Origin of the sequence: Kitasatospora sp. NPDC004669, from assembly GCF_040609455.1 — a bacterium.
GTDB lineage: Bacteria > Actinomycetota > Actinomycetes > Streptomycetales > Streptomycetaceae > Kitasatospora.
In genome coordinates this window covers 61,424-81,069 of sequence record NZ_JBEXKB010000033.1, presented here as the reverse complement: position 1 = coordinate 81,069, position 19,646 = coordinate 61,424, and the positions used below count along the sequence as shown (strand labels likewise).

The window sequence follows — 19,646 nt, the reverse complement described above, 5'->3', positions numbered from 1 at the left end:
CAGGCGTGCGAGACGCCGTTCGCGCCGGCCGCGAACACCTCCAGGCGGCCGTCCGCCGAACGCGCGGACACCACCCGGCCGGACTTCGCCGGATACACCAGTGGGGCCGGACGGGGTCCGGTTCCCGGTGTGCAGGGCATGGTGGTGCCGCGCTCCGCGAGGTAGGGGATCGGGTCGGTGCGCACGGACGCGTTCGAGTCGGCCCAGACCCGCAGGTGCAGGTGCGGGCCGCTGGAGGTGCCCTCGCTGCCCATCAGCGCGATCTGTTGACCGGCCGTCACGTGGTCGCCGGTGGCCACGTCCCGCTCGCGCATGTGCCCGTACTCGGTGATGGTCCCGTCCGAGTGCAGGATGCGGATCCACTGGCCGTAGCCCTGCGCCGGGCCGGAGACCAGCACCTGGCCGTCGCCGACCGCGTAGATCGGGCTGCCGTAGTCGTTGGCGATGTCGATGCCGTTGTGCTCCGGGGTGTAGCCCTGGGAGATGTAACCGGCGGCCGGGCAGGACGCCGTGAACCCGGCGGCCGCGGCGGGGGCGGTCGGCACGGTGACCGGCAGCAGCAGGGCGACCGCGGTCAGGGCCAGGCGCGAGGCGCGGCGGGAGAAGGAGGGGAACACCGGAGCGCCCCTCACGCCTTGCGCAGGCGGTCGATGATGCCGTCGATGTCGAGCCGCATCATGTCGGGCCGGATGATGTGACCGCCGTCCACCTCGTGTGAGTCGTGCGGGATGCCGGCCTGGTCGAGCAGGGAGCGGAACTCGCGCTGCCCGGCCAGGACCTGGGGCTCGTTGACGCTGCTGAACCAGTCGACCGGGCTGGGGCTGGTGCCGGCCACCAGGAAGACCCGCTTGTTGCGGTAGCTCTCGATCCGCTCCACCGGGTTGTCGGCGCTCACCCGCGCCTGGTCCCAGAACGGCGCGCCGTAGATCGTGCCGCCCGCCAGGTCCAGCGCGGCGGAGGAGGCGTTGGCCCAGTGCGCCACCAGGCCGCCGTCCCGGCGCAGGCTGGCCGGGCCGGAGTGGGCGCTGACCGAGGCGAAGTGGCCGTAGTACTTGGCGGCGTACTTCAGCGCGCCGAAACCGCCCATCGAGAAGCCGGCCACCGCGCGGCCGTCGTACTCGGCGAAGGTGCGGAAATTGGCCTCGACCCACGGCAGCAGCTGGTTGATGTGGAACTCCTCCCAGTTGCGCGGGCCCACGTTGGAGGTGACCGGGTTGGAGTACCAGCCGGCGTGGCCGCCGTCCGGCATCACCACGATGATCGGCTTGCCGATGGTCCAGTCGCGGACGCCCATCCGGTCGAAGGTGATGAAGTCCTGGTCGGTGCCGCCGCCGTGGAACAGGTACAGCACCGGGTAGGTGCGGCCGCTCCACTGGTAGTCGTCCGGCAGCAGCACGTTCACGGCGGGGTTCCAGCCGATCGCGGAGGTCTGGAAGCGGTAGTACCACATCCGCGGGTCGCTCTCGTTGCGGTCCACGATGGTCAGCCCGAAGCCGTTGTCGGCGGCCGCCGCGGGCTTCGCCGACAGCAACGAGCCCCCGGCGCCCAGCGCCAGTGCGGCGCCGAGCCAGCCGGTGGACTTGAGCAGGCTCCTACGGGTGAGAGGGTGCGCGGTCACCGTGACCTCCTGAAGACGCGTGACGGCGGCCCGTCCGGACCGCCGGGTGTCGAGCGGTTGGGACGGTAGCCACGCGCCGCGCGGCGCGGAACCCGGAACCATCCGGACTGACAGCAGCGGACCGGGCGCCGAGACTGTTGTCCTTCGGGCCGCGGCTGCTCGGGGCGCGGCCGTGCGGGGCGTGTCGGCAGCGGCAGCCGATCTGCCGTCAGCGGGGCCCGAAACGAGGCCGACCGAGCGGGACACGCCGTCAGCGGGGGCGGAGAGCCGGCCCGGCCGGACTGGTTCGGCTCCGCGGCCTTCGACCGGCTGGACGACGAGGACGTGTGTGGCCGCCGCTGGGCCGAGGCGCACCCGGCCCGGGCGGCGAGGTCCCGCTCCTGCACGGCCGCCGGCTACCCACGGGTCGGTCATTGCCTTCTTCGACGCGACTGTGTGCGCCTGGTACGGGACCGGCTCCGCCACGGGGCAGCGCGGGGCGGCCGAGTTCGCCGATGACGAGACGGATGGCGCCGAATGGTGGTTCGACCTCGTCGTTGGCGACGACGCGCAGGTGTGTGGGCTTCGCCGATGCCTACTGCCGCCGTGCAAGAGCACGTGGGACGCCGCGCTCCTGACGCTCCGTCGACCCGAAAGCGGTGCCTCCTGATCCGCACCGTGCCCGACCCGGCCGTGCTGCACCACTTCCCCGAGCAGCTGCGGGTGGTGCTCCTCAAGCCGATGGTGGCCTCGCCGCTGATCGAGGTGGGCGAGTACTCGTACGACGACGACCCGGACGACCGGACGGCGTTCGAGAGCTACAACGTGCTGTAGCGCTATGGGCCGGAGTGGCTCGTCGTCGGGAATCTCTGCGCGTTCGCCGAGGGGGTGCGGTTCGTGATGAGCGGCACCAACCGCCGGATGGACGGCCCTTCGACCTTCCGTTTCCGATCACGGTCGGAGCCCGGGCCGAGCACTTCGACCTGATCACCGGGCTGACCGAGTGCAGCGCCACCGTGATCGGCCGGCGCCCCACCTGTCAGCGCCTTCGCCCGGCGTCATGCGTGAGCCCGGGGCGGGATCCACCTCGGCGGCCCTTGCGCCGGACGGCGGCTCTGCTGTGGCGCGGAGCCGCCGTCTCACGGACTGTTGGGCTGCATACGGATGACTGCCCCGATTCGGCAGGCAAGGAGCCTACCCATGACCATCACGATGACCGACCACGCGGTTCCGCACACCTCGACCGTCCCCGCAACGGCGGGCCAGAAGGTCGAGCTGTTCGTGCGGGAGTACGACGGCACGCCCCCCGGTCCGCCCGCTGACCGCAAGGCCGTCCTCATGCTGCACGGCAGGAGCGTTCCGGTGCTGGCTGCCTACGATCTCCAGCACACCTCGTACGGGTGGGCCGACGCCCTCGCCCGGGCCGGGTACGACGTCTTCCTGATGGACCTCCAGGGCTCGGGCCGGTCGCCGCGTCCCCGGATGGAGGACCCGTGCAATGTCGATCCCGGCCAGCAGAGTGCCGTCATGCCCCCACTGATGGGCCCGCGTACCGCGAGCTACCCCTTCGTCCTGACCAACTCCCAGAGCGACCAGGACGAGGTCGCGACCGTCGTCGAGTACATCCGCAGCACACGCAACGTCTCGAAGGTTGCCTTCATCGGCTGGTCGGCGGCCGCGTTCGCGATGGGGCCGTACGCGATCAAGAATCCGGGGAAGGTGGAGAGCCTGTTCCTCCTCGCCCCGATCTTCCCTCCGCTGGGCCCGCCGAACCCGCCGGCCCTGCCGGCGCCGGGCTTCCCCACACACGTGCTCACCCTGAAGGGCTTCGATCAGGCCTGGACCAACGAGGTGCACTGCGCGGACCAGCGTGAGCCCGGCATGGTCGACGTCGTGTGGAGCGCCCTGATGGACAACGACCCCATCGGCCGCACCTGGGGGCCGGTCGCCCCGTCGTCCGGAACGCCGGCGGGCGTCAGCCGGTACCGGAACTTCGTCACGTGGGGCTGGAACAACACGACGGCGGGGCAGGGAGGCGTCCTCGGCGGAAGCGTGCCCGTGCTGATCGTGCACGGCGAGTTCGACAAGACGGCCAACACGACACCGCCCAGCCCGAACCCGGCACTCGACTTCCACGTCCCCGCGCTCTACGACGCCATCACCGGAACGCACAAACTCCTGGTCACGGTGCAATGCGCCGGCCACTCGATGCCCTGGGAGGTCCAGCACAAGAACCTGCAGAACCTGTCCAAACACTGGCTCGACCAGGCCAAGGTGGACGGCAAGACGGAGGGTCGTTTCGAGATGGACGAGAACGGCACCATCAGCCCGGCGCCATGACCTCGCGGGAGCCCGGCAGAACGAAACGCTCTCGGACGAACCCTGGCGGACGCTCCGCGGGGTGGATGACCGACTCACCCCAGCAGAGCGCAGAACTCTGGAGAGCACCGCAATACGCCGGGCACGGCACCGAATCCCCCCGGGTCCGCGCAGCCACCCGGATGACCTCGACCGAGCCTACCCGCCACCCAAGCGAACGCCGATTCCACCTCCGCAGCCCGGTAACCGACTACTTCGGCCAACTCTCAAGCGGCATTGGGGGTGCCGGGCGCGTCAGGGCGCGTACTGGCACACCACGACCCAGCCGGGACCGGGGATGGAAACACCGCTCTTCGCGCCGCAGCCCATCCTGTGGTAGTTACCGTTGATCATGTTGTAGTAGTGACCCCAGGTGTAGTAACCGGCGCTGTTGGTGTCATGGTTGGGAGCGGCGTCGTAGGCGGCCTTCTCGCTGGCCCACTGCCCGGTGGCCTGAGCCGGTGCAGCGCCCGACATGTTCTCGGCGGCATTGCTTATCGAACCGTGGTGCAGCTGGCCGCCCGCAGTGGACGCCGGGTTGTCAGCCCAAGCCTGGGCCGCGGAGGCGAGCCCGCTGTCCCAGGTCAAGCTCGGCTGGCCGGCCTGTTGGCGCACGCTGTTGGTCTCGGAGAGGATGGACTGTTGCTCGGCGGGGCTGATTTGGGTGGGGTATCCCGCCGAGTTGGAGACGGTCGCGGTGGCAACCGTCGTGAGCATCATGCCTCCGGTCATCAGCGCCGCTGCGACGGCGGTCGTGACGCGACGGTGTGCCCGCGTGGGATTCTTCATTGCGACCCCCCTGGTCGCACGGAAAACAGCAGTAAGTGCCCAAGTGCCGACGTGGATCACGGCCGTCGCGGAAGCGGCCCGCACGCTGGCACATTCGATGACCGGGAAGCCATCGGCGACATAACGGTCTGGTCGGCGGCCGCATGGCCGCCTGTCGGTAGCACCAGCCTATGTCCGGGGCGTTTGTGCAGCGACTGGAGACATCGCTGGAGACGTCTTGTAGGTGGTGACGCACCGAGGGGCGAGGGATCGTGGGCGCGAATCCCGCCGTTTCTCCCAACTGGCGGACTCCGAGACCGAGTTATACGAGTTCATTGCTGTTTCAAGTAAGGGGATCCGCTGGGCCTGACGCTCCGGCGGCTCCGCGGACCGACCGCCCGCCGTCCCTCCTGGCCACGGCGTGAGCGATCAGCTCACAGAGCGCTGCCCGGAGTGACCGTGACCTCGCTGGACGTCCGCACAGAGCCGACTGCACGTGCGCGTCAGGACGTGGCCGGTCATGGCCCCCTTCGTGATGTAGCCGATCACTCGGTGTGCGCGTTGGTGGCGTTGGGTAGTCCGGGGGCGCTTTGGGGGAGCTCGGTGGGGTGGATCTTGTCCATGCTGTCCTCGGGCAGGTAGCCGCGGGGGAAGGCGACGCTGCTGTACGCCAACAACGGTGTCTGCTGAAAGGGCCGTCAGGTTGCTGTTACTCGCCGCGGCTGGGGCCGACCCGGAGCCTTGGGGGCCAGTTTGGGGCCGCACGCGATGAGCGCTGATGAGCACCCACAGGCGAAAACGGGCATTCATGCACGAACTTGACGCTGGCGGTGCGTCATCCATGGTCGGTCCTTCGCCGGAAGATCTGCCCCAGGAGCGTCCCAACACCCTTTGATTCCAGTCCCTGAGCGGTGTCCGAACGGATGTCGGCCGTTGTCCGATGCGGCAGCCTACGGCGAACAGCTGTGCCGACCGGTCTCCCGAACGGTCGGCACAGCTGTTTCCGGGGTCCAGGGGAACGACCCGACCGTCAGCCGAGCGCGCGCGACATGAATCCCCTTATGCCGATCGCCACGGCGACCACCGCGGCGAACAGCAGCACCAGGGTGTCCGTCCACAGGGGGATCGACGAGAGACCGGGCAGCGTCACGGCTCGCAGGCCCTCGCTGACATAGGTCAGCGGGTTCACCGTGGAGATCACCTGGAACCATCGGACATGGCCGAGGGACGACCACGGGTACTGGACCGATCCGGTGAACGTCAATGGAGCCAGGACGAGCGAGAAGGTGACGCTGATCCGGTCCGGCGACACGACCGTGCCCAGCATCAGGCCGATACCGGCGCCGGTCGCCGAGCCGAGCAGGAGGATGAACAGCACGCCCGGCCAGGCCGTGAGCGGCCAGCCCGCGGTGTCCAGCACGAGGAACCCGATCGGTGCCATGACCAGCCCGGCGAACAGACCGCAGAGCGTCCCGAACGCCACCTTGGCCACCGCGACAAGAGGCCCCGGCAGTGGTGCGAGCAGCCTGTCCTCGATCTCGCCGGACCACGAGAAATCCATGATCAGTGGCATCGCGGTGTTCTGCAGCGAGACGAGCAGCGCGTTGAGCGCCATGACGCCGGGCAGCAGCGTCGCACCGAAGTCACCTCTGGTGTACCCGGCTTCACCGAGTACCTTGCCGAAGACGAAGAACAGCAGCAAGGGCTGGACGATCACCTGTACGAGGAACGGGGTCGGCCGCCGGGTCGTGGTGAACACGTCGCGCCACAGCACCGCGAGGAAGGTCCGAGTCACAGGACGGATGTTGTGCCACGGTCGCTGGTCGGCGGTGCCAGGGCTCGAAGCCAGGTCGGCGGTTTCGGTCAGGGCGGTCACCGCAGCTCCCTTCCGGTCAGGCTGATGAATACGTCCCGGAGGCTGGGCCGGGCGATCGACAGGTCGACCAGGTCGGCCCCCGCCCCCAGGTCCACGACGGTGCGCAGCACATCCGGCAGCAGGGCCGACGGGTCCTTGTCGGTGCGCACCCGGAAGTGGTGGCTGCCGCCGGCTTCCGTGTCGCGCGGCGGCGCGTCGTGCTCGGCGGCGTGGGCTCCGGGTAGCTCCGCCAGCGCGGCGACGATCTTGTCTGCCGGCACCTGCGCGCCGTGCACCTGTGCGGTGATCGTGGCGTGGCCGGGGAGTGCCTCGGTCAGCGCACGCGGCGTGTCCAACGCCAGGAGTTCGCCGTGGTCGACGATGCCGACGCGGTCGGACAGGCTCTCGGCCTCGTCCATATCGTGGGTGGTGAGCACCACGGTGACACCGCGGTCGCGAAGTTCACGGATGCGCTGGTGCAGGAACAGCCGCGACTGGGGATCCAGACCGGTCGACGGCTCGTCCAGGAACAGCACTTCGGGCGCGTGCATCAGTGCCCGCGCGATGACGACCCGCTGGGCCTGACCACCGGAGAGCCGCTCGACCCGCTGACCGGCCTGGTCGGTGAGCCCCATCAGGTCCAGCAACTCGTCGGCGCGGCCGAGCCGTTCCGTCTTGCCGATGCCGTGGTAGCGCGCGTGGAAGAGCAGGTTCTGCCGGACGTCCAGGGAGCGGTCCAGGTTCTGGCGTTGTGGCACGACCGCGAGCAACCGCTTGGCCGCGGCCGGTCGGGCCACCACGTCCGTGCCGAACACCAGGGCCCGGCCCGAGGTCGGCAGGATCCGGGTGGTCAGCACCCCGACGGTGGTGGACTTCCCCGCCCCGTTCGGACCGAGCAGGCCGAAGACCTCGCCCCGGTCGACTGTGAAGCTCAGACCGTCCACGGCGGCCGGTGCGTGCGGGTGGTAGCGCTTGACGAGTTCGCTGACGGTGACGGCGTGACTCATGCGTTTCTCTTCCCTTTTCGTGCGATCCGGTCCTCGCGCGATCCGACTACAGGCGGCCGCCGCCGTCGACGAAGCCGATCAGATCCTGGATCCGGTCCAGCGCGGTCACCCCGTGTACGTCCTCGACGGCCCGGGAGACCACATGGCAGATCAGGTTGCGTTCCAGTTCGCCGATGCCGAGCCGGTACATGTTGAGGTACATCCAGTTGAGTACGACCCGGTACCGCTGGAAGGTTTGCCAGCCGCCGAGTTGGTCGGCCGCTGCCCGGTGACCGCCGAGCGCCTGGTGGAACGGGCTGCGCTCGGACCAGGCGCTCCAGGTCGAACCCCATGCTTCCGGGACGCCGTTCTCGTCGGTGTTGAGCGCCAACTCTCCGGACTCCAGGAGTTCGGTGGCCTGGTTGCGGTAGCGGAGCAGGGTGTCCGGGAGGGCGCCGAACAGGATGACGTCGTGGTGGTCGGCGGCCGCGGTGATCTCGACGACCCGTTGCCGGAAGTGCTCCGCGTTGGCCTCGTAGACCCGGTCGAACCGTGTGCGCAGGCCGTCGGGCATCTTCGCCAGGAAGGCGTCGGCGTGTCCGCGGAAGGACATGTAGCCGTAGGTCACCGGCGGGAGGAACCGGTGCGCCACCGCGATGAACATGTCCACCGCGAGCGCCATCTTCGAGCCGCCGCCACGAACCCAGTCGAGGATGTCGAACACGAGGTCGTTGGTGTCGACGTAGTAGTCGGCGAGCAGGTCCGCCGCGGCCTGCCCGCCGAGCACGTGCAGGCGTTCGTCGTGGGGCCCGGTCTCGACGGTGTTGTTGGGTGCCCAGGGCGTCAGCGGCCCGCGTTCGCGCTCGTGTTCGGCAAGCCGGACGTGCTGCGGGTGCGCGGCGTGCTCGTCCAGGACCGCGGTGGACGGATGCTCCCGCAGGTACTCCTGGAGTACGTCGGCGACGGCCGGTGCGACGATGTCGTCGAAGGTCTCGGCGCTCGCCAGGATCGGAATGCGGACGTGCGGCCCGCGCCGCCAGTGCGGCTGGAAGTACACCGTGGACACGGAAGGGGCCACGGCCGTGATGAAGGGGCGCACTGCGTCGAGCAGCAGATCGGCCTGGTCGCCGTCGTGATGGAAGACGCTCACGCTGCGCCACGAGGACTCCGTCATATTCCATCTCCTTGACAGTTCAGCTCGATCACGTACTCGGTCACTCGGGGCGCGCCCCGGTCGTCCACGATGGCGGTCTCCGGCTCTGGGGCGACCTCCTGGAACACCGCCGCGCTCGCCGGGTCCCCGGCCAGCCGTTCGAAGGCCAGGACGAGTGGCGGTGAGCCGATGTCGACGTACATCGGCTTGCGGGCACGATCGCCCGCGAACGCACCCGCCGACACGGCGCCCGTCCGCAGCACGGACACGAAGAACCGGGGTGGAATGCCGTGTTCGGCCAGCCAGGTCACCAGCGTGAGCAGGAAGTCCGCGTCGGACCGGCCGGCCGCGCGGCGCGGAAGTGTGCCCGGCTGGGCCACCCAGGTGGCTCGCCGGAGCACCACGCGCCCGATGGCCAGCCGCGGCGCGTGCAGCACCCGGCCCTGCCCGCTGCCGGCGCTCGCGTCATGCTGCAGCGGTTGGTCGGGGCGCAGCAGGGTGGGGTTCTCGCCGAACGCCTCGATCAGCAACGCCATGACCGGCGGGAGCAGCCGCTCGTAGGACAGTCCGCCGTGGACGGGCCGGACGGCTGACCCGTTGTCGAACAGGACCGGAAGCCCGTCCTCGTCCACGCCGACCGTCAGCCGGGCGGGCGGTGGGTAGTCGAGCCGGTCCGGCAGGGTGAGCTCTCGCTGGTTGAGCGAGGTGGCCTGGGTCAGGGCGAACTCCGCGTACGTCGGCGCGGGCGGGTGCACCGGGTCGACCGGGAGTGGATCCGCCCCGACCCGGTGCAGCAGTCGGCGTACCTGGGAACGACCCCGACCGAAGCCGGAGTTCACCGCGTTGACGATCAACGCGGTGCCGTCATGCTGGGCGTACACGGCGACCGAACCGGCCGGGCGCACCCAGGTCGGCAACGCGTCGAGTGTCCGCTCGATCCGCTTCCGGTCGGGCAGCGCACGTCGGATGCCGGCGATCAGGTCGACCAGGTGGCGTACCTCCGCGACCGGGCTGGCTGCGAGGGTCCCGGTCAGGCCGGTCATGTCGAAGGCGACCGCGGCGGGGTGCAGTCGCATCGCCTCGCGGCCGTCGCGCGCCAGTTCGGCGTAGAACCGGTCGAACGGCACCGGAGCTTCCGTGCCGAAGCGTTCCCGGACGAACGCGGCGATCGCCAGTTTGAAGGGCAGCGTGTGGTCGAAGACCGCGAGCAGCCGGCAGGCGACGGCCAGTTCGGCCATCGTGTCCTGCCAGGTCGGCAGTCCCGCTTCGACCACGACGCCGGGGATGACCGACTGCTCGGTCACGACGTCCCGCAGCTTGCCGGTGATGCCGAGGGCCAGGAGCCGCTCGCGCAGCACCGGTCCGAGCGCGACCCGGTCGGTGCCGTTCGCGCTCTCATACGTGCGCAGCCCCTCCTGGACCGAATCCAGTCCGGGAATCCGATCCGCCAACTGTCCCAACGGATCGACGCCGTGCTCGTCGAAGTCCGGCTGGACCAGGAGCAGACCGGACGCCAGGAGCGAGCGTAGATAGCCGGCCGCTCTTTCCGGTGGCGCGGGGATCCCCGCCGTCAACTCGGCCAGCGTCGGCTGACCGGCGGCGGCGCGCAGGCAGTGCCGCAGCGGCGGGGTGAGGGGCAGGCTGAGGAGTTCCTCGGCCGGTGCCGGGCCGAGGAACTGGACGTGGTCGGCCGCGAGACGCGCGTTCGGGTTGATCCGGACCCTCGTCCCGGTCAGCGTGTCGGTCAGCGGGGTGAGGACCGCCAGGTCGAGGTCGACGACCGATCGTGTCGGCGCGGTCGCGGTCCAGCGCAGCGCCGGCCCGTCCGGGACGAACCGGCCGAGGCCGCTGGCCGTGAACGTGCTGAACGGGCTGGTCTTGACGGCGGCGCGGGCCGCGTAGACGGCCAGCCGGATCAGCTCCTGGCGTCCGGGCTTGCGCCGGAGAACCTCGTGCAGGGTGGGGCTGGCGTGCGCGAGGCCCTGGTCGAAGCGGGGATCCGCGCCGATCTCGCGCAGGTTCGCGGCGATAGCGCGGTCCGCTTCGGCCAGCGCGGTCGGCAACTGCGTGCGGTCAGCCCGGTACCGGCCCACCGCGTGGCCGAACTCGGCGATGTCCGCGGCGAGTTCGAGGCCGAGGGCGGCGGCGACCGGGGGCTCGGCGAGCAGCCGCGCCGGATCGCGCAGCTGGTGCACGGCCCGGCGCAGCGCGACCAGCTTCGGCTTGGCGCCAGGGTCGGACAGCGCCCCGATCACGTCGTGGCAGCGGTCGGACAGCACCGCGGCGTCAGCCGTCAGCGCGGCCGCCGCGTGCGCCACCGTCAGCAGGGCGTGTCGCAGCCGCTCGTCGACGAGCTGATCGAGCACGGTCGCGGGCAGGCCCGCGACGCGTACGGCGAAGGTGGTGGCGTGGCTGGTCACGGGAACGGGTGGGGATGGGGGTTGAGGTCGGCGTCGGTCAGTGGGCGCGGTGCGTGACCGAGCCGGTGGGGCACCTCCCGCAGCCTGGGCAGCCCGGTGATCCGCTGGTTGCGGTGGCCGAAGGTCATGGGCAGGGCTCCGGGCACGATCACCTTCACGCAGTGCAGGTCGGCGGCCTCGTGCAGCGGCGAGGTCTGGTTCACGACCACGACGTCCATGCCGCCCTCCAGCATGCGCCCGACGGCCTCGGCCAGGTCGTCCCGCAGGTCGGCGTGGAGCGGCCAGGGCCCGCGGCCGAGCTGGTCCCAGCCGATCATGCGGTCGCCGGACAGCAGGAAGGAGAACCGGTCGAACGCCTCCGGCGTGGCGCTGCACAGCGAGTGGTCGGTCATGATGCGCACCAGATCGGGATCGGCGGCCATCTGCCGAGCCCGCTCGGCCTCCGCCGGGTACCTGCGCACCTCCTGTTCGACGATGGGCGCCAGTTCGCCGAGCGCGGTGAGCACGCCGGCGACCGGGTCCAGCGCCGATCCGCTGGTGCAGATGACCCTCGGCCGGGTGGTGTCGCCGGTGGTGTCCTGCGCCAGCACCCAGAACGCGGGGATCGCCTCGGTGAGCGTCATGTCGAAGACCCGCACCCGGTAGCCGGTGCGCTCGATGCGTTCGACGACGAGCCCGACGCGCGGGTCGGGCGCCCGGGAGAGGTCCACCTCCGGAACGGGCATCCGGGCGTACCAGGTCATCAGGAACGCGTCGCGCTCGACGACCTCCAGGATCCCGTGCAGGATCGCCTCCTCCAGGCAGCCGCCGAGTGCGCAGCCGTTGGAGATCTCGAAGGTGAAGGGCTTGTCCGCCCGGGTCCCCGGCTGCAAGGCCGTCCGGTAGTACGCGTAGGTCTCCGGGACGAGCACCGGCCGCGCCTGGCGGAACGAGTATGCCCACACCCAGGACACCACGGCGTCCTCGGTGAACGGCTGGTAGGGGCAGTCCGGCTCCTGGTAGCGCTCCGGAGGGAACAGGCCGAGCGACCGCGGATCGAGGGCGTCCCCGGCGAGTTCCGCGTAGCTGCCGCGTACGGTCGTCCGCTTGCCCCAGGGCCATTGGCCGCCGAGCCGTTCCAGGGCCTCGGCGACTGCGGTGGCCCGGCAGGAAGCGAAGTCGCGGGTGCGTCCGAACCCGGCCTCGCCGCGATAGCCGTACTCGGCCAGGACCGCTTCGGCCAGCGGGAACAGCGAGTCGCGCAGGCCCTTGGGCGGGGCGACCACGCCGGTCTCGGCGTCCACGTACAGCTCGGTCAGCCGGGACTCGGAGAGCTCGCGGATCCTGCTGGCGCGCGCCTTGGGCTTGGGTCGCGGCAGGGGCGTGATCGCGGCCCGCGCGGCCGTGTCGTCGGGCAGCGTGCCGCAGACCCGGCACAGCGGGTCCGGGAGGAACGCGTGCCGGGTCACGGACAGGTCGCGCAGGTCGAGGTACCGGCAGCAGTCCCGCGCGGCGCCCGAGTGCACCAGCTCGCGTACGGAGTCGGCAGCGAAGTCCGACAGCCAGGAGGACGGCCGGGTCACGATCCGGTCGTTCGTGCGCAGCTCCGCGGTCCACTGGTCGCGCTGGGGCGCGCTGGACCGCCACTTCTGCAGGCACCAGACGCAACCGGGCTCGCCGGGCCGCACGACCGGGCCGACCACGACCCGGTCGAGCTCGGTCCACACCGGCAGCCAGGGCTCGCCCCGGTCATGTGCCGCGGACCAGTCGCCGGTGTCCCAGCCGTCGCGTGCCACCACCAGCATCGACGGCGGATGCCTGGAGATGGCGTCGGCCAGCAGGCCGGCACCGAGTACCGCGTTGCTCATGAGCCCGCCCCGCTTCGCTCGGCGGTCGCTTCGCGGAACGCGCAGCTCTTGACCGTTCGTTCGCCGTGCTCGTTCACGAGTGGTTCTCCCTCACCAGGTCAGCCGGAACTCGGGGCGCAGCCCGGCCGGGTGCTCCGTGCCGAAGTGCGCCATCAGCAGGGTCCGTTTCCGCCCCGTCAGGCCGAACCAGTCGTCCAGCAGATGGGTGAGCACGTCGTTCTGGATCCGGCTCGCCACGTCGATGGACGCGGCGGCGAGGCAGGCGCGGTGCAGCGCGGCACCGGCGGCCGCCTGCTGCACCCGGTACCAGCGGTCGCCGAACCGTTCCTCGGCGGCTTCGGCGTCTCCCACCGGCAGCAGCCATACGTTCGCCGTGCGGGCGCCCTGCTGGGTCAGCGCGGCCAGCGCGGCGTCCCGCAGCCGCTGCCGGGGATCGCCCTCGCTCACCAGCTCCAGCTGGTGCTCGCCGGGAAGGTAGCGGTAGGCACCGGCCGGGATACCGGTCACGTCGGCGACGACGCAGTAGAACTCGACCAGGTTGGCCGGCAGGTCCCAGCGCGCCTGCTGACCGTAGGCGGTGAGGATCGTGGCCAACGCGTCGATCGACATGACCTCCCCGCTGAAGCCGCGCATGGCCGCGTGACGGGTCCGGGTTCCGGCCGACAGATCCGGCCGCGCGTGCGGCAGACCGATCCGCGTGGCCTCTCCGGCGGGCTCGACCGGCAGCGGTTCCGGGCCGGGGCGGCTCTGGGCGAGCACGGCCGCGTGGGCGCCGAACGCGCGCGGGAAGGCGGCCAGCGACGGACCGCCGACCGCGGCGGGCACCGGCGGGACGAGCTCGACGACCGCCTGCACCCCCTCCTCCCTCGGGTCGAGCCCGAGCAGTTCGGTGACGTCGGCGTCGGGGAAGCACAGCCGGGCCGTGGCGTTGTCGTCGCCCGCGACCGCCAGCGCCTGGGCCACCTGGATGCCCGCCTCCAGGCAGGCGAGGCGGTAGTACATCTCGCCGTACTTGGCGGCCAGCCGCCAGAACACACTGGTCTGCACCAGGACCGTCGCGGCGGGGCGGGACGCCACCCAGCTCCGGTAGTCACCCGAGCGCAGGCGCACCAGGTCGTGCCGGGCCGGGTCGTAGTAGTGGACGCCGGTGGGCACCTCCGAGTCGGGACCGGCGATCACGTACCATTCGGCGCTGTACCGGGCGCCGCCCGACGGCGTCGGACGCCGGGTCACCAGCCACTGCAGCGGATCGTCATCCGGGATGCTCTCGAAGCTGTCGGTGAAGGGCAGCATGTCCAGCGGGGTCAGCCACTGCGACCGGGTGATGCCGCCGAGGTCCGCGAGCAGCCTGCCGAGCCGGTGGCCGGACTTCTCCGGTGGCCAGGGCAGGGGGTGCCGCGGTGCGCCCGGGTAGCTCTTGACGACCCGGGGCGGGTACGCCTCCGGGTTCGCCACCTCGGTCGGAGTGTGCACGTCCTCCTGGTAGCGCCTTGCCGCGTTGCCCATGGGTCACACCGCGCACAGGTCGAACGCGGCCCTGGTCAGCAGCAGCCGCAGGTGGGACTCCTGTGCCAGGCTGATGCCGAGCCGGTTGCACATCAGGTGCGCGCACCGCTCCACGATCAGCTGCGGGACCAGGTGGTTGATGTGGTCCAGCACGTCGGCGGGCGCCTCGAAGCTGGGGTAGGCGTCGAGCCGGCCCAGCAACTCCAGTTCGACGAGGGTGTCGTTGAGCTCCCGCACGGTCGACAGCCAGTTACTCACCACGGACGCCTCGGGCAGCGCCACGCCCCTGGTCGCCGCCCACACCGCCTCCAGGGTGGAGCGCAGCTGGGCCTTGTTGGCCTCGAAGTACCGCTCGAACTCCGGCGTGCCGATCAGCTGCGCCGCCTGACCGCCGCTCTCGACCATGAACCGGGCCTGGTAGGCGAGTTCGGGCAGGATGCCGGTGAACAGGGTGCGGTTGGCGGCCAGCATGGCGAAGGCGTCCATGGCACGCTGCCCCGGCTTGCGGCCGCGGGCGATCAGCTCCACCGCCAGCGCGCTGGCCGCCATCAGGTGCCGCTCGACCGCCTCCAGCGAGCGGCCGGTGCCGAACACCTCGGTCTCCGGCACGTAGTCCACGAACGCCACCGAGTTGTCCGGGTGGAGCACCGTGTCGTAGTCGGCCATCCGCTCCAGCGCGGCCAGGCCCGGCGCGGAGTCGGCGTAGTCCTGCGCGGAGATCGGGAACTGCGACGGGGACGTCCGGTAGAACTCCGCGGCGGCCTCCTCGATGACCGAACGGACCTGCTGGACGTGCTCCGGCCTGGTGAGCACCCGCAGCCGGATGTGCGGGCCGCCCTCCCAGTAGCGGAGGAAGAAGAAACCGTCGGCCTGTCCGGCGCGGCGCAGTCGTTCGACCGTGGGCTTGACGACACCGACGACCACGGCATCCTGGTCGGCGTGGTAGAAGAGGTGGGCGCTGACCCAGGTGCGATCAGACATAGGTGACTCCAGGCTCGTTGAGTTCCACGATGTACTCGGCGACGCGCTCGCCGCGGATCTGGCCGGGGTCCGGCACCATCTCGCTGATCTGCACGATCGCGTTCGGCTCGGCGAGCCGGCGTTCGAATCCGAGCAGCAGCAGCATGCTCGCGAAATCCAGGTAGTTCGGTTTGGTGTCGTTGCCCGGCGCCCGGCCGGTGCCGTCCCGGCCGATCGTGCTCGGGTCGAGCACGGTCACGAAGCACCGCTCGGGGATGCCGTGTTCGGCCAGCCAACCGGCCATCCTCAGCATCCAGGCCGCGTCGGTGGTGGCGTCCGTCCGCCGGGGCAGCCGGTCCGCGCGGGTCATCCACATCGCGCGTCGCAGCACCACGTTTCCCACCATCAACCGCGGCAGGTGGAGCACGCCGTCGTCCGCGCGCGGGTCCGAGGTCATCCGGAGTTCGGTGTGCGGGCCGAACCAGGTGTTGGACTCGCCGAACGCCTCGACCATGAAGCGCGCGGCGGGCGGCAGCAGCCGGTCGCCGAGCCCCGGGTGCACCGGGCAGATCCGCTTGCCGAGCCGCCGCGACACCAGCGCGAGCAGCCCGTCGTCGCCGCGCCGCACGTACAGGTCGTTGACCGGCAGCAGGTCGTCGTGTTCGCGCGAGCTGCGCACACCGGGGTAGTCGACGACCAGCCGGACACCGGGCTTGCGGACGTTGATCGCGGACCTGGCCACGGCCTCGAACTCGGCGAAGAGCACGTCGTCACGGCCGGCGGCCAGCCCCGGTTCGGCCGGCGCGCCGGCGTGCAGGTCGAGCGTGTCCAGGATCTGCCGCACCCGGTTGCGGCCGCGGCCGAAGCCGCAGTTGATGTTGTTGACCACCAGTTCCGGTCCGTGCGCGGCCTCGGCGAGCTGGCAGTAGACCGCGACCGAGGTCGGTGTGCGGACCCAGTCCGGCCATTCCTCGGCCAGCGCGCGCACCTCCTCGGGACCGACGCGGACCACGCCGTCCCGGTCGGGCGACCGTTCGCCCAGCAGCCGCTTGACGGCGGTGCGCAGGCGGTACAGCTCGCGCACGGCCTCGACCGGGCTGTCCTGGCCGGCGAACCGGCTGTGCGTCGGCCGCGCCGCGTCCGCGGCGGACTGTTCGGCCAGCACGTCCCGGTAGAACACCAGCAGCGGAACCTCCGCGCCGGCCGGGTAGCGGCTGTGGAACAGCGAGCCGAGCGTGAGCTTGACCGGCAGGTCGGGCCCGATCAGGCCGAGCAGCGTGCGCACCGCATCGAGGTCGTCCAGCAGCGGCTGCCAGCTCCTCCGGTCCAGCACGGCCGTCGTGCCGGGGTGCACCGCGTTCTCGTAGAAGCTGTACCGGCCGAACTCCTGGGCCAGCTTCGGGCTGTCCAGGTGGGCGTGGTCGCCTACCTCGCGCAGTGCCGTGTCCAGGCCGCGGATCACGGCGTCGCGGACGGCGACCCGGTCGCCGGGCGCCTCGATCGTCGAGTAGCTCGACAGCGCCTCCTGCACCCCGTGCAGGGTGCGGTCCAGCCGTTCCAGGCCTGGCTGGCGGAGCCGGTGCAGCCAGTCGCGCAGGTCGGCGACCGGGTCCGGGGCCTGGTCGGCGAGCGGCGGCACGAGTTCCAGCACGCCCAGCGTCACCAGGCGCCGGAGGAACACGTCGACCTGGCTCCCGTCGGTCGCCTGGGCCAGCAGCACGCCCCGCAGATCGTCGAGCGTGCTCCCGGGCGTGATCAGTTCCATCACCCGGCGCAGGGTCGGGGTGAGGGCGAGGCTGTGCACGTGCTCGGCCGGACGCCGGCCCAGGAACACCAGCGTGTCATCGGTGGCGGTGGCGCTGGGGTTGATCCGGATCGGGCAGCGGCCGACGACCTCCGGGCGCTCGCAGACGGCGCGCGCGATCCGGTGCAGCGACCCGACGCTGATGTCGGTCGCGGTCGCCGCGGCGACCTGCCCCCCGGTCGGCTGCCCGGACAGCTCGACCAGGACGTCGGACCGGCTCCAGGAGGCCAGGCCGCTGGTGGTGAACGTGCTGTACGGGCTGGTCTTCGCCGCCGAACGGGCGAGGTACTGCGCCAGGCGCAGCACGGTCTGGCGCTGCGGCGCGCGTCCGGTGCCGAACCACTTGCGCAGGGCCAGGAACGCGTCCGGGTTGGCGTGCACGAGCCCGAGTTGGAACGCGGGAAGCCGGGCCGCGGCGCCCAGCGCCTGGCAGCTCGCGGCCCAGTCCTGTTCGAGCAGGTCCGGCAACTCCGCCGTCAGCCGGTCGCGTTCGGCGAGTAGGCCGGTCCATTCCCGGACCGGGGCGGCCAGTTCGGCAGGCAGGTCGGCCAGCCGTGCGGGATCGACCCGGCGGCCGCGGTGCACTGCCCGGCGCACCGCGACCAGTCCGGCCTTGCGCTCGCCGTCGCCCGCGGCGCCGATCGCGGTGTACAGCTGGTCCGACAGGGCCCCGGCGGAGTCGGCGATCTCGGCGCGCAGCCGCACCAACTCCCGGGCGGTGCGCCAGCTCCGCGCACCGCGCAGTCCGTCCAGCACGGCGACCGGGCTTCCGGCGAGGCGGACCACGGCGGCCGGGCCGGTCAGGTGCTGCGCGTCGCCGGGGCGGGCTTCCGACAGCCTGTCCACTCAGTCCACCTCCTCGGGTTCGACGGGTACGATCACGCGTCCGCCCGGCCCCGTCCTGGCCAGCAGGATCTGGAAGACCGGCGTGTGGCGTTGCTCGGTCAGGCCGAGGGCCGCGCGGACCCCCTCGGCGTGGTAGGCGTTGACGACCCGGCCGGACAGGCCCTGGGCCGCGGCCGCGACGCACACCCGGTGCGCGAGCAGCCCCGCCTCCTGGTTGATCACGCGGTAGCCGCGGTCGCCGAAGGTGTCGAACGCCCAGTCACGGTCGCCGATGAGGTGGACGACGGCGTTCATGCCCTGGAACACCGGTCCCGGGATGGTGACGCGCTCGATCGCGGTGACGGCGTCGACGCCGTCGGCCGCGCGGGCGACCGGGTGCAGCGCGCCGGTGTCCTGGTCGAGCCGGTAGACGCCCGCGGGTATCCCGGTGAGGTCGCCGACGGTCAGGAAGATCTCCAGCGGCACGGGCGCGCCGGCCGGGACGGCGTCGCTGGTGACCCCGGCGCGGGCCCGGGCCAGCCGGGCCCAGAGCTCGATTCCGTCGATCTGGGACGCGACCGGCCGGAAGATCCCGGGGCCGGAGTCCCGGGCGCGCAGCGCGTCCGCCAGGTTCACCTCCGGGACGTCGGTCCCGGGCAGGGCCAGCGGCTCGCCGCCGGACACGTCCGGTACGACAGGTTCGGCCGTGGCGAAGGCCGCGGTGTCCACGCGCAGCGATGCGCGGTTGACCTCGGTCAGCGTCGGGCAGGCCGACGCGACCCGCAGTCCGCTGCGCACCACGTCCGGCTCGATCGGGTCGATGCCGGCGGCCAGCGCCGCGGCCGTCTCCACGACCGAGGCGCGCCGGGTGACGGCGCCGGCGAGGAGCAGCGGCATGACCAGCAGGGCCGGTTCCTCGTCGCCGTCGAGTCCGAGCAGTCGGTGGACCGGCTCGTCGACGAACTGGTGGTGCACGTGCGCCCGCAGACCCATGGACCGCGCGACCAGGTCGATGTTCCCGGCGAGCAGACCCGCCTCCTGGGTGCACAGGCGGTAGGCGTAGTCCCGGTAGATGTACGCGGCCTTGGAGAACAGCCCGGAGAGCACGAACACGGCCTCCGGCAGGCTGCCCGCGGTTCCGGTCGCCCTGGTGAGCAGTCGCCGGTGGTCCCCGTCGCGCAGCAGCACCAGCACGTCGTGGGCGGCGTCGTAGTGGTAGACGCCGTCGGCCAGGCACACGTACAGCTGGACACCGAACAGGCAGCGCGCGGACGCGACCATCCGGTGGTAGGGCCAGGTGCCGTTGGTGTCGAACTCCTGCCGGGAGATGCCGTAGCCGTAGCGCAGCAGCGTCGCCAGCGCCGAGTCGTCGAAGGCCTCGACCGCGGTCAGCTTCCCGGGCACCTTGGCCGTCAGCGGGCGCCGGGGCCGGCCGCGGTAGATCTTGAACTTCAGCGGCTCGTCCGGGTTGCCGTACTCCGACTGCCGGGTTCCCATCGCCTCGGCGAGGTCTTCCAGGGTGACCCGCCAGAACTCCCGGCCCACTCCGTCCGCGCGATCGATCACG

Annotated in this window: 14 protein-coding genes and 1 pseudogene; 2 read left to right on the top strand and 13 right to left on the bottom strand. The window is 71.4% G+C overall.

Annotated features, from left to right (window positions below):
• Window positions 1–617, bottom strand: a 617-nt coding sequence (locus tag ABZW30_RS25790; RefSeq protein WP_355673559.1) for a M23 family metallopeptidase, incomplete at its 3' end; no start/stop codon positions are given.
• Between the two features lie 11 nt (window positions 618–628).
• Complete coding sequence (locus ABZW30_RS25785) at window positions 629–1,618, bottom strand: esterase family protein (protein ID WP_355673558.1); 990 nt, start codon at window positions 1,616–1,618, stop codon at window positions 629–631.
• A gap of 648 nt (window positions 1,619–2,266) precedes the next feature.
• Here ABZW30_RS25785 and ABZW30_RS25780 point away from each other — a divergent pair.
• Both ABZW30_RS25780 and ABZW30_RS25775 read left to right on the top strand, forming a co-directional pair.
• Window positions 2,267–2,595 (top strand): annotated as a pseudogene (locus ABZW30_RS25780) (antibiotic acetyltransferase); the annotation flags it as partial.
• Between the two features lie 202 nt (window positions 2,596–2,797).
• On the top strand, window positions 2,798–3,937 hold the full coding sequence (locus ABZW30_RS25775; RefSeq protein ID WP_355673557.1) for an alpha/beta fold hydrolase: 1,140 nt from the start codon (window positions 2,798–2,800) through the stop codon (window positions 3,935–3,937).
• 273 nt (window positions 3,938–4,210) lie between these two features.
• Here the strand turns inward: ABZW30_RS25775 and ABZW30_RS25770 are convergent, their stop codons facing one another.
• From ABZW30_RS25770 to ABZW30_RS25720, 11 genes are all read right to left on the bottom strand, one after another.
• Window positions 4,211–4,744 carry a CAP domain-containing protein gene (locus ABZW30_RS25770; protein ID WP_355673556.1) on the bottom strand — a complete coding sequence of 178 codons (534 nt, stop codon included), beginning with the start codon at window positions 4,742–4,744 and terminating at the stop codon, window positions 4,211–4,213.
• 524 nt (window positions 4,745–5,268) lie between these two features.
• Window positions 5,269–5,397, bottom strand: coding sequence for a hypothetical protein (locus ABZW30_RS25765; RefSeq protein WP_355673555.1), 129 nt, complete (start codon window positions 5,395–5,397; stop codon window positions 5,269–5,271).
• Between the two features lie 356 nt (window positions 5,398–5,753).
• The gene (locus tag ABZW30_RS25760; RefSeq protein WP_355673554.1) at window positions 5,754–6,518 is read right to left on the bottom strand and encodes an ABC transporter permease; all 765 of its coding nucleotides are present in this window, start codon (window positions 6,516–6,518) and stop codon (window positions 5,754–5,756) included.
• 77 nt (window positions 6,519–6,595) lie between these two features.
• A complete protein-coding gene (locus ABZW30_RS25755) occupies window positions 6,596–7,585 on the bottom strand; it encodes an ABC transporter ATP-binding protein (protein WP_355673553.1) in 990 nt (329 codons plus the stop codon).
• A 46-nt stretch (window positions 7,586–7,631) separates the two neighbouring features.
• A complete protein-coding gene (locus ABZW30_RS25750) occupies window positions 7,632–8,738 on the bottom strand; it encodes a thiopeptide maturation pyridine synthase (RefSeq protein WP_355673552.1) in 1,107 nt (368 codons plus the stop codon).
• Window positions 8,735–11,137 carry a lantibiotic dehydratase gene (locus tag ABZW30_RS25745; RefSeq protein ID WP_355673551.1) on the bottom strand — a complete coding sequence of 801 codons (2,403 nt, stop codon included), beginning with the start codon at window positions 11,135–11,137 and terminating at the stop codon, window positions 8,735–8,737. Before ABZW30_RS25745 ends, ABZW30_RS25750 begins: the two co-directional genes overlap by 4 nt.
• The gene (locus tag ABZW30_RS25740) at window positions 11,134–12,984 is read right to left on the bottom strand and encodes a TOMM precursor leader peptide-binding protein (protein ID WP_355673550.1); all 1,851 of its coding nucleotides are present in this window, start codon (window positions 12,982–12,984) and stop codon (window positions 11,134–11,136) included. Before ABZW30_RS25740 ends, ABZW30_RS25745 begins: the two co-directional genes overlap by 4 nt.
• Window positions 12,985–13,074: 90 nt before the next feature.
• Window positions 13,075–14,490, bottom strand: coding sequence for a nitroreductase family protein (locus ABZW30_RS25735; RefSeq protein ID WP_355673549.1), 1,416 nt, complete (start codon window positions 14,488–14,490; stop codon window positions 13,075–13,077).
• Between the two features lie 3 nt (window positions 14,491–14,493).
• The gene (locus tag ABZW30_RS25730; RefSeq protein WP_355673548.1) at window positions 14,494–15,471 is read right to left on the bottom strand and encodes a thiopeptide-type bacteriocin biosynthesis protein; all 978 of its coding nucleotides are present in this window, start codon (window positions 15,469–15,471) and stop codon (window positions 14,494–14,496) included.
• Window positions 15,464–18,100, bottom strand: coding sequence for a lantibiotic dehydratase (locus tag ABZW30_RS25725; RefSeq protein WP_355673547.1), 2,637 nt, complete (start codon window positions 18,098–18,100; stop codon window positions 15,464–15,466). Before ABZW30_RS25725 ends, ABZW30_RS25730 begins: the two co-directional genes overlap by 8 nt.
• Complete coding sequence (locus ABZW30_RS25720; protein ID WP_355673546.1) at window positions 18,101–19,645, bottom strand: nitroreductase family protein; 1,545 nt, start codon at window positions 19,643–19,645, stop codon at window positions 18,101–18,103. It lies immediately after the preceding gene.
• Between the last annotated feature and the right edge of the window lies 1 nt (window position 19,646).

What these genes read in the sequence shown, in the direction of transcription:
- ABZW30_RS25740 (WP_355673550.1), bottom strand. Translation starts at nt 12,984, where the DNA reads ATGAGCAACGCGGTACTCGGTGCCGGCCTGCTGGCCGACGCCATCTCC.
- ABZW30_RS25770 (WP_355673556.1), bottom strand. Translation starts at nt 4,744, where the DNA reads ATGAAGAATCCCACGCGGGCACACCGTCGCGTCACGACCGCCGTCGCA.
- ABZW30_RS25735 (WP_355673549.1), bottom strand. Translation starts at nt 14,490, where the DNA reads ATGGGCAACGCGGCAAGGCGCTACCAGGAGGACGTGCACACTCCGACC.
- ABZW30_RS25775 (WP_355673557.1), top strand. Translation starts at nt 2,798, where the DNA reads ATGACCATCACGATGACCGACCACGCGGTTCCGCACACCTCGACCGTC.
- ABZW30_RS25755 (WP_355673553.1), bottom strand. Translation starts at nt 7,585, where the DNA reads ATGAGTCACGCCGTCACCGTCAGCGAACTCGTCAAGCGCTACCACCCG.
- ABZW30_RS25750 (WP_355673552.1), bottom strand. Translation starts at nt 8,738, where the DNA reads ATGACGGAGTCCTCGTGGCGCAGCGTGAGCGTCTTCCATCACGACGGC.
- ABZW30_RS25730 (WP_355673548.1), bottom strand. Translation starts at nt 15,471, where the DNA reads ATGTCTGATCGCACCTGGGTCAGCGCCCACCTCTTCTACCACGCCGAC.